Origin of the sequence: Mucilaginibacter sp. PAMC 26640 (assembly GCA_001596135.1) — a bacterium.
Lineage (GTDB): Bacteria > Bacteroidota > Bacteroidia > Sphingobacteriales > Sphingobacteriaceae > Mucilaginibacter.
Genome location: CP014773.1, coordinates 3,822,728 through 3,837,408 on the forward strand (window position 1 = coordinate 3,822,728; position 14,681 = coordinate 3,837,408).

Genomic DNA, 14,681 nt, shown 5'->3' on the forward strand with positions numbered 1-14,681 from the left:
AAGAAATGTTATTTCGCTATAATTCTTTTATAGTGGAAAATCAATATAGCAATGAATTTGCCGCTGAAGATAATTCTTCAGGAGGCACCACCCGGCGTGGGTTTTTATCGCAACTAACGTTCGCCGGTGCAGGGTTAACGCTTGCACCTATACTCACTGGTACCCGGGTTGAAGCAGCAGAGAATGCTCCTGCAGAAGCTACAGCGGTAGAAAATAATGCAATAAGCCTTACTGTTAATGGCAAAAAGTATAGCCTGGAATCTGATTCAAGGGTTACTTTGCTGGATGCGTTGCGCGAGCGGTTAGCGATGCCCGGCACCAAAAAAGGCTGCGACCACGGGCAATGCGGTGCTTGCACCGTATTGGTCAATGGCAGGCGGGTCAATTCCTGCCTCACATTTGCAGCCATGTGTGAAGGTGATGAGATTACTACTATTGAAGGCCTTGCCAGTGCCGACACCTTGCATCCAATGCAGGAAGCCTTCCTCAAACATGATGCTTTCCAGTGCGGATATTGCACGCCAGGCCAGATCTGCTCTGCAGTAGGATTGGTAAGCGAGGGGCGCGCTAAATCAGATGAAGAAATTAAGGAATCAATGAGCGGTAACATATGTCGCTGCGGTGCTTACCGCAACATTGTTTCTGCTATAAAAGAAGTTCAAAACACCCACGCATAACATGGAACCATTTAAATTTTTAAAGGTACAGGATAGCCTGGCTGCATTAAATAATACCTCGGCTCCGAATACAAAGTTTATTGCCGGGGGCACCAATCTCATCGATCTGATGAAACTCAATATCGAAACACCAAAACAGGTGGTAGATATTAACCGGCTAAAATTAAATACGGTAGAAAAGCTACCTAATGGCGGCGTGAGGATTGGCGCGTTGGTAAAAAACAGCGATCTTGCTTATCATCCGCTTATTAAAGATAATTATAAGGTTTTATCTGAGGCTTTACTTTCAGGCGCATCCGCACAACTTCGCAATATGGCCAGTGTGGGCGGTAATCTTTTGCAGCGTACGCGCTGTCCTTATTTTTACAATACAGAGTTTCCGTGTAACAAACGCATTCCGGGTTCGGGATGTCCGGCTATAAACGGTCATAACCGCAATAACGCTATTTTAGGTACAAGCGAAGCCTGCATTGCAGCTCATCCATCTGATATGTGTGTGGCTATGGCCGCATTAGGAGCTATCATTAACGTGCAGGGATCAAAAGGTAACCGGGCGATACCCTTTGCAGATTTTCATCTGCTGCCTGGTAAAACGCCAAATTTAGAAACAACACTGCACCATGGCGAACTGATTACATCAGTTGATCTTCCGGCAATAAATTATGGCGCTAAGTCGCATTACTTAAAGGTAAGGGATCGTGCTTCATACGAGTTCGCACTTACATCGGCTGCCGTAATTTTAAACATACAGGCTGGCAAAATTGTAAAGGCACATGTAGCGCTGGGTGGCGTAGGTACCAAACCATGGCGCTCTGATGCAGCAGAAAGAGTCTTAATTGGTGCGTCTGCAAATCAAAAAACTTATACTGCAGCCGCAGAGGCAGCTTTAAGCCAGGCAAAAGGCTACAAGTACAACAACTTTAAAATTGAATTGGCAAAACGCACCTTGATGCGTGCCTTAACCACAGTAGGAGGTATAGCATGAGCTTAACAGTTGGACAACCGATAGACCGTGTAGAGGGAAGATTAAAAGTTACCGGTGCTGCCACTTACAGTGCAGAATATTATCCGCAAGGTTTACTGCATGGTGTATTGGTACTTAGTACGATTACAAAAGGCCGCATAAAAAATATTAATACATCAATTGCTGAACGTGCTCCCGGGGTTGTTAAAGTAATGACTTACCAGAATGCACCGCAATTACATTTCCCGCAGAGTGCTGACCCAGGTGGAGGTAAGTTTGCAGAGAAAGATTTAATGCCCTTGCAAAGTGACCGTATTTTTTACGGAGGGCAGGTGGTAGCGGTAGTGATAGCCACAACTTTTGAACAGGCAGAACAGGCCGGCAAATTGCTGATTATTGATTATGAAAAAAGTGCGCCCGACTTTGACATTCTGCAAAATTTAGAAAAAGCATATCAACCCGAGAAAGGTTTGGGCGGGGCTCCGGTGCAAATCAGTCGTGGAAATGTTGACGGCGCGCTCAGCAGCGCACCAACAAAAATTGAGCAAACCTACACCACCCCGGTTTACCATCATAACGCTATGGAGCCGCATGCTACCATTGCGGAATGGAAGGGCGACCAGGTGACTATTTATGACGCAACGCAGTCTGTTGCGGGCAGCAAAGCGCTCATGGCGTCGATGTTAGGGCTTCCTGCCGATAAGGTGCGCGTGGTCTCTTTGTATATCGGCGGTGGATTCGGCTCCAAAGGTTTTTCCTGGCCAAATACGGTTTTAACGGCTATGGCGGCAAAATTGGCGAACAAGCCGGTAAAGCTGGTGCTTAAACGGCAAGATATGTTTACTACCGCTGGTCGCAGAACGGAAACTATCCAAAAGATCTCTTTAGGAGCAGATGCAACCGGGAAGCTATCTGCCCTAAAGCATGCTACAACTTCAGAAACTTCATTTGTAGACGAATTTGTTGAACCAGCTGGTGTAGCATCAGCTATGTTATACAGTACGCCAAATGCAGAAATCAGCCATAGCCTGGTACGTTTAAATAAAGGTACACCCTGCCCGATGCGTGCGCCGGGTGAAGCACCGGGGACGTTTGCAATTGAGGTAGCGATGGATGAGATGGCTGAAAAACTAAATATGGACCCAGTACAATTCAGAATCCGAAATCATGCTGATACGGAAGAGCAAAAGAAAAAACAGTTTTCTGAAAAGAATTTAATAGAATGTTACCAAAAAGGTGCTGCCGCAATAGGCTGGGATAAACGTAACGCAAAACCGGGCAGTACCATTGAAAATGGTATGTTGGTGGGTTATGGTATGGCTACTGCAACCTATCCTGCCAATAGGAGTGCCTCTTCTGCCAAAGCAATAATTCATGCAGACGGGACCGCTGAAATTCTTTGTGCAACGCAGGACATAGGCACGGGTACTTACACCATCATGACGCAGATTGCAGCCGATGCATTAAGCTTGCCTATAGCTAAAGTAAAAGTAAAACTTGGGGACAGTGCCTATCCAAAAGGTGCTAACTCAGGCGGTTCGCAGGTGTCTGCCAGTGTTGGTCCCGCAATAAGAGCTGCTGCGTTGGGTGCAGTAAGCAAGCTAACAAAAATAGCAGTCATCAATCCTAGATCGGCATTTTATAATCATAAAGAAGAAGATATTGTTGCAGGCAAAGGTGGTTTAGTACTGAAAAACAAGCCGGAGACTTCTGAAACTTTCTCACAAATTTTGGCTGTTGCGGGGATGCAAAAGCTGGAGGCGCTGGCAAAAACAAATGTTTCAACGCGCCAGAGCCAAGAGGCAAATCCTGCTGCTAAAGGATCGCCTGAGGGCATGGCTGAAGAGGAGAGCAAAACAAATTCAGCCGTAACAGATGATCAACAGGTTGATCGTAAACCTTACGCCTTCCATTCTTTTGGTGCCCAATTTGTAAAAGTACTGGTCGATCCTTTATTAGGTACGGTTAAAGTAGATAAGGCGGTTGGCGTAATGGATATAGGTACGGTACTTAATTTAAAAATGGCAGAAAATCAAATTATGGGCGGGATGATTTTTGGTATCGGGATGGCACTTATGGAAATGACAGCTTATGATCCTAATGATGGTAGGGTAGTTACAAAAGATCTTGCGCAATATTTAGTGCCAGTAAATGCCGATATGCCTGAGTTCAACATTCAATTTTTGAACAAGCCGGATACAATTATTTCTCCAATTGGCGCCAGAGGTATAGGGGAAATTGGAGTAACCGGTATTACGGCGGCAATTACCAATGCTATTTACAATGCCACAGGCAAAAGAGTAAGAGATTTACCGGTAACACCGGATAAACTTATTGCTTAACTTTTCCGAGTAGACGAACGGATGATCAGCTTCGGTTTGATGCTGATCACCTTCGGTACTACTGTAGTCTCGGTATTATCCATTTCCTGAAAGTACAGATTGGCCACCGTTTTACCCATGTAAATGCTAAACTGATCAATAGTAGTAATTGAAGGACTGGTGATTTCAGTAAAGTCCTCGTTGGAATAGCCGCAAATCCCAAGAGAAGACGGTACCTTGATCTTCATGGCCGTCGCTACTTCTAAAACACCTAATGCAGAGAAATCGGAAGTAGATGCAAAGATTGCATCAGGAGGATTATTGAGGCTCAATAATTGGCGGGTAGCCTTTGCACCAAGTTCTTTTGTCCAGGCGTTCTCTATGATCAATTCCGGTATAGCCGCCATGGAATTAGTTTCCAGCGCACGTAAATAACCCACCTTCCGCTGGCGGAAAATACTGAGATTCTGCGGCCCCTCCAGAAGGGCTATACGTTTGTAACCTTGCTGAATCATGTGATGTACGGCCTCGAATGAAGCCTGTTCGTTATCATTGATCACCTTTAGTGTTTCCAGTTCTTCAGCTACGCGATCAAATTGAATCAGTTGTATATTGTGATTCATTACGTTTTGCAAGTGTTTATAATCATTTGTTTCTATCGATATAGAAATCACGATACAATCTACATGCTGATTGATAAGCGTATTGATACACTGCACTTCCTTGTCATAAAGCTCGTCCGATTGGCAAATGATTAAATTATAGCCTTTTTTATAGGTGGTGGCCTCTATCCCGGCAATAACATTGGCAAAGAAATTCTGGTTGATCCGGGGAACCACTACGCCAATGGTTTTTGTTTCTCCTTTGCGGAGGTTAGATGCAAGCGTATTGCGTTTGTAGTTTAATTCTTCCGCCGTTTTTAAGATAAGCTTTTTAGTTGCCTCATTCACGTAATTGCTGTTATTCAGCGCCCTCGATACCGAAGATGGGTTAATGTTTAGCTTTTTAGCGATGTCGTAGATGGTAGTTCGTTTTTTGGGCTTCATAATCAGCTGCAAAATCGTAAAAATATATTTTAACAATCGATTGCATATCCAAAAAAAAAATTAATTTCGTTCCTTTCAATTATTAACAACCGATTCTACATAAAGATATGTTATTATTAGGAATAGACTTAGGAACATCCTCGGTAAAAGTTTCTGTTATCGATTCGTCCACACAACAATCGATAGCATCTGCCCAATATCCGGATGTGGAATCGCCAATTAAGGCACTGCAACCCGGCTGGGCAGAGCAATCGCCAGATACCTGGTGGGATCAGGTTCAAAAGGCTATCCTTCTTTGCCATCAAAAAGGCAGTTACAATCCGCAGGATATTGCTGCCATTGGCATCGCATATCAAATGCACGGCTTGGTTGTAGTTGATAAAAATAATAAAGTGCTTCGCGATAGCATCATTTGGTGCGATAGCCGCGCAGTAGAGATTGGTAATGAAGCTTTCCACTCTATTGGAGAGGAAAAATGCCTCGCTACGTTTTTAAATTCACCGGGTAATTTTACGGCCTCTAAACTAGCCTGGGTAAAAGCCAATGAGCCGGAGATCTATGCAAAGATTGATAAGTTGATGTTACCAGGAGATTTTATTTCACTGAGATTAACTGGGCAGGCAACAAGTTCGGTATCTGCGTTGTCCGAAGGGGTGTTTTATGATTTCCTGAAAAATGAGCTTTCCGCAGATATATTAAATTATTTTGAATTCGATAAAGATCTCTTCCCTCAGATAGACCCGGTGTTTTCGGTTCATGGTACGGTAATCCAAACCGTAGCTGAAAGTCTGAAATTAAAAACCGGTATCCCGGTTACCTATAAGGCCGGCGATCAACCTAATAATGCTTTATCTTTAAATGTGCTTAAACCTGGTGAAGTTGCTGCAACAGCGGGCACATCAGGTGTTATTTATGGGGTAAGCGATCAGCTTGTTAGCGATCCGCAATCACGCGTCAACACGTTTGCACACGTAAACTATGCGACGGATGAAAGACGAACTGGCGTGCTGCTTTGCATTAACGGTACCGGAAGCCTTAACCGCTGGGCTAAATCGCTTTTTGGTACCGGAATGGATTATACAGAAATGAACAGATTGGCAGCCAGTGCTCCAACCGGTAGTGAAGGCATCCGGATGCTGCCATTTGGCAATGGTGCTGAAAGGATGCTTAACAATAAGCAAATAGGGGTACACCTGCATCATATCGATCTTAACCTGCATACCCATGCACATATTTTCCGTGCAGTGCAGGAGGGTATTGCCAGCGCATTCAGATACGGACTGGATATTATGCGGGAGAATGGTATGTCGCCTTCGATCATTAGAGCCGGCGCTTCAAATTTATTTTTGAGTGATGTGTTTGGACAGAGCTTTGTGAATTTTACGGGTGTACCTGTTGAACTTTACAAAAACGACGGCAGCGTTGGCGCCGCATTAGGAGCGGGGATAGGCGCCGGAATTTACAGCAATGCTAATGACGCATTCACCAATATGATGCCTATCAAATTGATTGAACCTACGGAGAACGTAGAACACATTTATGACGAATGGCGGGCATTATTAACAGCACAATTAAAAACAACATAATTAAAACTACCATCAATAAACATTAAAATAAAAAGCTATGACAGTTGTAACGGGCGAGAAAGAATTTTTTAAAGGAATAGAACAGATAAAATACGAAGGGCCGCAGTCTGATAATCCACTGGCGTTTCGCTGGTACGATGCAGATAAAGTAGTTGCTGGCAAAACCATGAAAGAGCAACTGCGTTTTGCTTGCGCTTATTGGCATTCCTTTAATGGTAACGGTGCCGATCCGTTTGGAGGTGCAACGCATGTATTCCCCTGGGATGCCAAAGCTGATGCTATAGAACGCGCAAAAGACAAAATGGATGCCGCATTTGAATTCATTACCAAAATGAATTTGCCATATTATTGTTTCCATGATATAGATGTTGTTGATTATACCAACGATGTAGCTGATAACGAAAACCGTTTACAAGTCATGGTGGAATACGCCAAACAAAAACAAGCCGCAAGCGGCGTTAAATTGCTTTGGGGTACGGCTAATGTGTTTAGCCATTCGCGTTATATGAATGGCGCATCTACCAATCCTGACTTTCATGTGCTGGCACATGCTGGTGCACAGGTAAAAGCAGCTATTGATGCAACCATTGCTTTAGGTGGCGAAAATTATGTTTTCTGGGGGGGGCGTGAAGGTTACATGAGCCTGCTTAATACAGATATGAAACGCGAACAGGAGCACTTAGCTAAGTTTCTGCATACAGCTAAAGACTATGCACGCAAACAAGGATTTAAAGGCACGTTCTTTATCGAACCAAAACCTTGCGAGCCGACCAAACACCAGTACGATTATGATGCCGCTACCGTATTAGGTTTTCTACAGAAGTACGATTTAATGGGCGACTTTAAACTTAACCTGGAAGTTAATCACGCTACACTGGCCGGCCATACTTTTCAGCATGAATTACAGGTTGCGGCAGATAACGGTCTGTTAGGCTCTATAGATGCTAACCGTGGCGATATCCAGAACGGATGGGATACCGATCAGTTCCCTAACGATATTACCGAGGTGTCAGAATATATGCTGATCATATTAGAAGCAGGTGGTTTTGCTGGTGGCGGTATCAACTTTGATGCAAAGATCCGTCGTAATTCAACAGATCCTGCGGATTTGTTTTATGCACACGTTGGCGGTATGGATGTATTTGCAAGGGCTTTACTCATTGCCGATAATATTCTCCAGAAATCCGACTATAAAAAAGTAAGGACAGACCGCTATGCATCTTTTGACAGCGGTGCGGGTAAAGATTATGAAAATGGCGCAATGTCATTAGAAGATCTGCGCAATTTTGCAGCTAGTAGTGGCGAACCCGCAGTAACCAGCGGTAAGCAAGAATACCTGGAAAACTTGGTGAACAGGTACATATAGCCTTTGAATTAAATTTTAGTGAAAGGGGCCGCACCGAAAGTGCGGCTCCTTTTGCTTTGCAGCTGATTGACCAATTACTAATTTTATCGATCAAGCTCATGTTGTGGCCTTAACATAGGGTTATCAAAGTACTTCGCTTTAGTTTTTCTTCTTCCGTCTTGCGATAGTAATTGCCTGTGCATTTGCCGTCCCCCCTTTTACGGTAATTTTTTCCATATGACTCAGTGTGGCCGGTTTGGGTGTATGACTACAACTGATAAACAATTTTAACAGTATGGCGGCACCTAAACTGATCATAAATCGTTTGATCTTTATTGGCGTAAACCCTTTAAATTCCGGCAGATGTTTTAATAAAGTCATGAGAAAGCATGCGTTTTTTGGATAAAAACGCGGTTTATCGCCTATTCATATTGCTACCACCACCAATTTAACATAATTTAACCTGAGCTTTAATCGCATTAGATAACTGGATTTAAGTTAGTTTTATATAAATTTTCAAATAGCCTATATTCCGATTAAGCCGGTCAGCTCCAAATCATTAAAATTCATTTCAAAATCGCTTTTAGATGCTTTCTGGGCTGACACCTTTCAATGGACAAATAAGGCAAATGCCGGCTTTACTAAAGGCATGCAATCGATATAGATCCATCATTAATAAGCTGCAAATTTTTGCTGGAAAATTATACTAGTCGCGCAATAAGCAGTTCATTGCTCCCCTACGACGTTGTTGTTTTCGAGATCATCTGAAATTTTAAGATTAGCATGGGTGCACACTCGTCACAAATACGTTACATATTTTAAATAGCACAGCGCCGGTTTCTATGAGTAAGTAATTTTGTTAATATTAGCGATGTTTAACTCTTTATTCCAAGCGGAGTTATAGCTATTTTTAACCAAAAGAAAAACACATGATCAAACCTCTAAAGAGTGTCCTGCTTACCTCGTCATTCGCGCTAATGGCGCTTGCGGCATCGGCTCAGGTAAGCGCCCAGCCTAAACTGGTAGAAAAAGTAGCACGCAAGGGAACCGAGTTAGTGATTCCATATGAAAAATATGTTTTACCTAACGGACTAACTGTTATACTGGCTGAAGATCATTCGGATCCTTTGGTGCATGTCGACATTACTTACCACGTTGGTTCGGCAAGGGAGGAGATCGGTAAATCGGGCTTCGCACACTTTTTTGAACACATGATGTTCCAGGGAAGTGAGCACGTAAGTAATGGAGATCATTTTAAGTTCATTACCGAAGCAGGGGGCACACTTAACGGTTCGACCAACCGCGACCGTACCAATTATTACGAAACGGTGCCTGCTAACCAGTTAGAAAAAATGCTATGGCTGGAATCAGACCGTATGGGTTTTCTTTTGGATTCGGTAACCCAGCGTAAATTTGAAGTGCAGCGCGCAACAGTTAAGAACGAACGTGGCCAAAACTATGATAACCGCCCTTACGGTCTTGCTTCAGAATATACCTCTAAAAATTTATACCCATACGGACACCCTTACTCCTGGTTAACTATCGGATATATAGAGGAGTTGAACAAAGTTGGCGTGAATGATCTGAAGAACTTTTTCCTGAGATGGTATGGTCCAAATAACGCTACGATCACGATCGGGGGAGATTTAAATCCTAAACAAACCCTGGAGTGGGTGAGCAAATATTTCGGCGGTATTCCCCGCGGCCCGGTTGTAAAGGGTGCCACATTCCCGGCACCGGTATTAAGTGCAGATCGTTATGTGTCATACGTTGATAATTACGCTAAACTACCTTTGTTATCCATAACTTATCCGGGCGTGAAGATTTATGATAAAGATATGTCACCGCTGGATGCTTTATCTGAAATCATCGGCCAGGGCCGTAATTCTATCTTTTACAAAAACTTCGTAAAAACCCGTAAGGCCGCCCAGGCTTCCATGGGTTCATCCAATACAGAATTAGCTGGTGAAATCACCTTGCGCATTATTCCATTCCCGGGTCAAACGCTGGCAGATGCACAAAAGTTAGTTGCAGAATCTTTAGCTGAATTCGAAAAAACCGGCGTTACGGAAGATGCGCTTACCCGATTCAAGGCCAGCGCTGAAGCAAATTACATCAATGGGCTGGCAAGTGTCAGTGGCAAGGTTTCTGAGTTGGCACAGGCACAGTACCTTACCGGCAATCCTAATCAACTCGGCCGGGAGCTCGCGGATATCCGTGCGGTGACTAAAGAGGATGTGATGCGGGTTTATAATCAGTATATTAAAGGTAAACCGTCGGTTATCTTAAGTGTATTACCAAAGGGAGGTGCCATAGCACCATCTGCCCCAGACAACTTTACCATAAATACTTCAGGTTATAACAGGCCGGATTATGGCTATAACGGTTTAATTTATAAAAAAGCAAAAGACAATTTTAACCGTTCGGCAAAACCGGGAGTGGGCCCAAACCCGGCTATCAAAGTTCCGGCTATTTGGTCGGCTACTACGCCAAATGGTATTCAGATCATCGGTACAAAAAACAGTGAGATTCCGTCAGTTTCCCTGCAAATGACCATTAAAGGAGGGGGGCTTTATGCTATAGATAACTCGGCAAAGGCCGGTGTTGCTGGTTTGGTAGCCCGTATGATGAACGAGGATACAAAAAATTACACAGCTGAGCAGTACAACTCCGAATTGGATAAGTTGGGAAGCAGTATCGGTGTATACGCCGGTGGTGAAGAGATTGCCATCAGCGTTTCATCGTTGACCAAAAACTTTGCCAAAACCATGGCGCTTTTGCAGGAGCGTTTATACAACCCTAAATTTACCCAGGATGCTTTAGATCGCTTGAAAAAACAAACGATGGAAGGCTTTAAGCAGGCAAAAACCCAACCGGCGGGTGTAGCATCTACTGTTTACAGCAAAATTTTGTATGGTAATGAAAATGTGCGAACTTATGCTACTGGTGGCAACGAGGAAAGTGTTGCTGGTATTACGTTACAGGATATACAGGATTATTACGACAAATATATTACGCCTTCACAAACAAAAATTGTAATTGTGGGTGATGTTAACGAAGGAACTGCAAGGGGTAACCTAGCTTTCCTGAATACCTGGAAGGATAAAAAGGTAAGTATTCCAACCCCGGCAGCGGGTAAATCGTTCGATAAAACCACACTGTATCTGGTGGATATTCCTAATGCTGCACAATCTGAAATCAGGATAGGTTACCTGGATAATTTGAACTACGATGCTACCGGCGATTATTACAAACTGGGCATTGCTAACTATATATTGGGTGGTGCTTTTAATAGTCACATTAACCTAAACCTGCGCGAGAAAAAAGGCTGGACCTATGGTGCACGCTCTGGCTTCAATTCGGGTAAATACGGGGGCGACTTCACAGCATCAGCAGGTGTGTTAGCTACCGCTACCGATAGCTCTGTTGTAGAATTTATTAAGGAGATTCGCAATTACAATGCACAGGGGATTACGCCTGATGAATTGAAATTTACCCAAACCTCCATAGGACAAAGTGATGCCCGCCGTTATGAAACCAACGGACAAAAAGCGGCATTCCTCTCGCGGATATTAGAGTATGATTTGAGACCCACTTATGTTGATGAACAAAATAAAATCCTGCAAAATATTACACCTGCGGAGATCAACAAGCTTGCATCAAAATATTTGAATACCGATAACATGGTTATACTAGTGGTGGGAGATAAAGCAAAGATATTGCCCGGGCTGCAAAAATTAGGCTACCCAATTGTGGAGCTGGATGCTGATGGCAAACCTAAACAATAAAGACAACTTAGTATTCAAGCGGCCCTGGGATTTTTCCAGGGCCGCTTTTTTGTGTGATAAAATCGGGCTGGCTATCCGGATTGCCTAATATTCAACAAATTCCTCATCGGGGTAGCACCATAACCATCTTTCTCCGGGCTGCGCAGATGCAATAACCGGGTGTTGCGTGGACCGGTTATGCTTGGTCATATGCTGGTGTTCCGATTGATCGCAGCAGAGGGTTGCGCCGCAACTTTGGCAGGTTCGCAGGTGAAACCATGTGGCGTTAATTTTTATACATTCTTCGCATACATTATTATCGCTGAGTTTTACTTCAATTATCGCCTGCAAATGCTGACATAGGGTTGGGTCATTCATGATTGTGGGTTATAGTTATAAAAATAAGTAACAAGCTCTAATTTTCAAGATAATTTTTCTCTGAATTATCAACGAGCGTAAATTTTAAAACATCAGACTGCTATTCCGCTTTTGTGATGTGCCGGCGGTGCGTAAATTCTCAGCTATATTATAAATAATCTACGTGGATAGGATTGACAATGTCTAAAAACGTTTTGACGCGTCAAATTTCACAAATGCCCCTCAGAATATTCTCAAAAAGAGTAGTAAATAAAAGGCTTTTAGCGTTAAAATACTAATATTGTTAGTAATTTTGGATATGATGAATGAGGAGAGGATTACGGAGAAGTTGAACATATTGGCAGATGCCGCAAAATACGATGTGTCTTGTGCCAGCAGCGGAAGCAAGCGTAAGAATGAAAACAAAGGTTTAGGTAATGCCAGCAATGGCATTTGTCATTCCTATACAGAGGACGGGCGCTGTGTTTCATTGCTGAAGATTTTGCTTACCAATCATTGTATCTTTGATTGTGCCTATTGCGTATCCCGAAAAAACAATGATATCAAACGGGCTGCCTTTACCGTTCAGGAAGTGGTTGACCTCACCATCAACTTTTATCGCAGAAATTATATCGAAGGACTTTTTTTGAGTTCGGGCATTTTTAAAGATGCTGATTATACTATGGAGCGCCTGGTAAGGGTAGCCAAAAAGCTAAGAACCGAACATAAATTCAATGGATATATTCACCTTAAATCAATTCCTGGAGCTAGTGATGAATTGATGAACGAGGCTGGTTTGTATGCAGATCGGTTAAGTGTTAACCTTGAATTACCAACGCCTGCCGGGTTGAAACTTCTGGCGCCAGACAAAGATCAGCGTGATATGATCAAGCCGATGGGTTATTTAAAGCATGCCATCATCAAACATACCGAGGAAAAAAAACTTTTTAAAAAGGCACCGCTGTTTGCTCCGGCAGGGCAGAGTACCCAGATGATCATTGGCGCAACACCCGAAAACGACAGCCAGGTTTTGCAATCAGCTAACTATTTTTATAAAAATTTTAATCTTAAAAGGGTTTATTATTCTGGCTATGTTCCTGTACTTACAGACAGTCGCTTGCCTGCTTTGAACACTGCGGTACCTATGGTTCGTGAAAACCGATTGTACCAGGCCGATTGGTTAATGCGTTTTTATGGCTTTAATGTAAATGAGATCGTGAGTAAATCACAGCCTCATCTAGATTTGGATATTGATCCCAAATTAGGATGGGCCATTCGTAATATGCAAGCTTTCCCGGTTGATATCAACAAAGCTGATTTGCAAATGATTCTCAGGGTACCAGGCATCGGCTTGCTTTCTGCAAAAAAAATTGTAAGCGCCCGCAGGTTTGGGAAATTGAATTGGGATCAACTCAAGAAAATGGGAGTGAGCCTAAATCGGGCGAAATATTTTATGATTTGCAACAGCAATGAATTCGAACGGCGGGATTTAACCGGGACTAATATTAAGCAGTTCATTTTGGCTACATCCCAAAGTAAGTATTTAAAGAATAACCAATCCCAACTTAATCTTTTTTAAGTGATGACCACCTTAATATATGATGGCACATTTGAAGGGTTGCTTACCGTGATTTTCGAAATATACGCCCAAAATTTGGGGCTGGTAAAGTTGCAAACGGGCGTCGAACGGGATGGGGCTTTGTTTGAAAATGTGTTGACTGTAGTGACAGACGAAGCCCGCGCCACCCGGGTGCTAAAAGGATTAAAACAAAAAGTGTCGTCTACTGGCGTACAGCGCCTCTATGCCGCTCATCTTGCTGAAATAAGTGGCGAGGATTTGAATTTGGTAGGATATATTCGGCATGCATTTGATAGCGCTATCAATATTGAGGAAGACTATGGGAACAAATTTGTAATGCGGGTATCAGAATTGGTTCGCATGATCAGGCGGGAGAAGCACCGGATGGAAGCTTTCATCCGTTTTCAAAAGCTCACAGATGAAACTTACTATGCTTCGATTGAGCCCGACTTTAATGTTTTGCCATTGCTTAACCGACATTTCAAAAATCGCTACGCGGATCAAAAATGGCTGATCTATGATATCAAACGGAAATATGGCCTGTATTACGATCTGCACGATACGCAATTTATTGATATTGATTTCTCTGGCAATAATAAAGCCGGTAACGTAATGGTTTCATTTTCGCCGGATGAGCCCATTTATCAGCATCTATGGAAAAATTATTTCCATAGTGTGAACATCATTTCCCGGAAAAACACAAAGTTACATTTGCGCCATATCCCCAAGCGGTATTGGCGACATTTAACTGAGAAAATTTAGTTTTTATGTTTTGTCTTTTTTTGGGCAAGTAATTTCAGCATCGATTTTGGCCATCTAGCTAGGATTTGTGAATGAATTTGATAATTAAATTTGTTGATAACAAGTGTAACCTCCTAGTATTTAGGCTTTATAAATGTTGATAACGCCATTGATCTGTGGAAAAGATGTTGAGAAGATTTACGATAAAATATCATGTTTCACTTGACTATTATAGGTGAAACTTCCGATATTGTAAATATCAAGAACGACGTACTTTGACAGCCTTACAGGAAACAAA

The 14,681-nt window shown here is 42.9% G+C and carries 11 protein-coding genes; 8 read left to right on the forward strand and 3 right to left on the reverse strand.

Going from position 1 to position 14,681, the window contains the following annotated elements:
- Positions 1-32 precede the first annotated feature (32 nt).
- From A0256_16525 to A0256_16535, 3 genes are read left to right on the forward strand one after another with little or no spacing between them, the layout of a single operon-like run.
- Entirely contained in the window at positions 33-677 is a 645-nt protein-coding gene (locus A0256_16525) for a hypothetical protein (protein ID AMR34591.1), read from the forward strand.
- A gap of 1 nt (position 678) precedes the next feature.
- Positions 679-1,662 carry an FAD-binding molybdopterin dehydrogenase gene (locus A0256_16530; GenBank protein ID AMR32910.1) on the forward strand — a complete coding sequence of 328 codons (984 nt, stop codon included), beginning with the start codon at positions 679-681 and terminating at the stop codon, positions 1,660-1,662.
- A complete protein-coding gene (locus A0256_16535) occupies positions 1,659-3,983 on the forward strand; it encodes a hypothetical protein (protein ID AMR32911.1) in 2,325 nt (774 codons plus the stop codon). The genes A0256_16530 and A0256_16535 overlap by 4 nt, the downstream gene beginning before the upstream one ends.
- Here A0256_16535 and A0256_16540 read toward each other — a convergent pair.
- Entirely contained in the window at positions 3,980-5,008 is a 1,029-nt protein-coding gene (locus A0256_16540; GenBank protein AMR34592.1) for a LacI family transcriptional regulator, read from the reverse strand. The genes A0256_16535 and A0256_16540 overlap by 4 nt on opposite strands.
- 107 nt (positions 5,009-5,115) lie before the next feature.
- Between A0256_16540 and A0256_16545 the strand changes: the two genes are divergently transcribed.
- Positions 5,116-6,594, forward strand: a complete 1,479-nt coding sequence (locus A0256_16545; GenBank protein ID AMR32912.1) for a carbohydrate kinase — start codon at positions 5,116-5,118, stop codon at positions 6,592-6,594.
- Positions 6,595-6,631: 37 nt separating this feature from the next.
- Positions 6,632-7,960 (forward strand): xylose isomerase, encoded by a 1,329-nt coding sequence (locus tag A0256_16550; protein ID AMR32913.1) that lies wholly within the window; start codon positions 6,632-6,634, stop codon positions 7,958-7,960.
- Between the two features lie 138 nt (positions 7,961-8,098).
- On the opposite strand, the gene A0256_16555 is transcribed toward A0256_16550, so the two are convergent.
- Positions 8,099-8,320: a hypothetical protein gene (locus A0256_16555; protein ID AMR32914.1), complete on the reverse strand. Its 222-nt coding sequence runs from the start codon at positions 8,318-8,320 to the stop codon at positions 8,099-8,101.
- A gap of 548 nt (positions 8,321-8,868) precedes the next feature.
- Here A0256_16555 and A0256_16560 point away from each other — a divergent pair.
- A complete protein-coding gene (locus tag A0256_16560; protein AMR32915.1) occupies positions 8,869-11,727 on the forward strand; it encodes a peptidase M16 in 2,859 nt (952 codons plus the stop codon).
- A gap of 84 nt (positions 11,728-11,811) precedes the next feature.
- Here A0256_16560 and A0256_16565 read toward each other — a convergent pair whose 3' ends face one another.
- Complete coding sequence (locus A0256_16565) at positions 11,812-12,084, reverse strand: hypothetical protein (GenBank protein ID AMR32916.1); 273 nt, start codon at positions 12,082-12,084, stop codon at positions 11,812-11,814.
- Positions 12,085-12,385: 301 nt separating this feature from the next.
- Here A0256_16565 and A0256_16570 point away from each other — a divergent pair, with 301 nt between their 5' ends.
- Together A0256_16570 and A0256_16575 are read left to right on the forward strand one after the other, a co-directional pair.
- Positions 12,386-13,642: a radical SAM protein gene (locus tag A0256_16570; protein ID AMR32917.1), complete on the forward strand. Its 1,257-nt coding sequence runs from the start codon at positions 12,386-12,388 to the stop codon at positions 13,640-13,642.
- Positions 13,643-13,645: 3 nt separating this feature from the next.
- Positions 13,646-14,404, forward strand: coding sequence for a DNA metabolism protein (locus A0256_16575; protein AMR32918.1), 759 nt, complete (start codon positions 13,646-13,648; stop codon positions 14,402-14,404).
- Positions 14,405-14,681: the final 277 nt, after the last annotated feature.

Coding starts and splice junctions, on each gene's coding strand:
- A0256_16530 (AMR32910.1), top strand. CDS start 679: ATGGAACCATTTAAATTTTTAAAGGTACAGGATAGCCTGGCTGCATTA.
- A0256_16535 (AMR32911.1), top strand. CDS start 1,659: ATGAGCTTAACAGTTGGACAACCGATAGACCGTGTAGAGGGAAGATTA.
- A0256_16540 (AMR34592.1), bottom strand. CDS start 5,008: ATGAAGCCCAAAAAACGAACTACCATCTACGACATCGCTAAAAAGCTA.
- A0256_16545 (AMR32912.1), top strand. CDS start 5,116: ATGTTATTATTAGGAATAGACTTAGGAACATCCTCGGTAAAAGTTTCT.
- A0256_16550 (AMR32913.1), top strand. CDS start 6,632: ATGACAGTTGTAACGGGCGAGAAAGAATTTTTTAAAGGAATAGAACAG.
- A0256_16555 (AMR32914.1), bottom strand. CDS start 8,320: ATGACTTTATTAAAACATCTGCCGGAATTTAAAGGGTTTACGCCAATA.
- A0256_16560 (AMR32915.1), top strand. CDS start 8,869: ATGATCAAACCTCTAAAGAGTGTCCTGCTTACCTCGTCATTCGCGCTA.
- A0256_16565 (AMR32916.1), bottom strand. CDS start 12,084: ATGAATGACCCAACCCTATGTCAGCATTTGCAGGCGATAATTGAAGTA.
- A0256_16570 (AMR32917.1), top strand. CDS start 12,386: ATGAATGAGGAGAGGATTACGGAGAAGTTGAACATATTGGCAGATGCC.
- A0256_16575 (AMR32918.1), top strand. CDS start 13,646: ATGACCACCTTAATATATGATGGCACATTTGAAGGGTTGCTTACCGTG.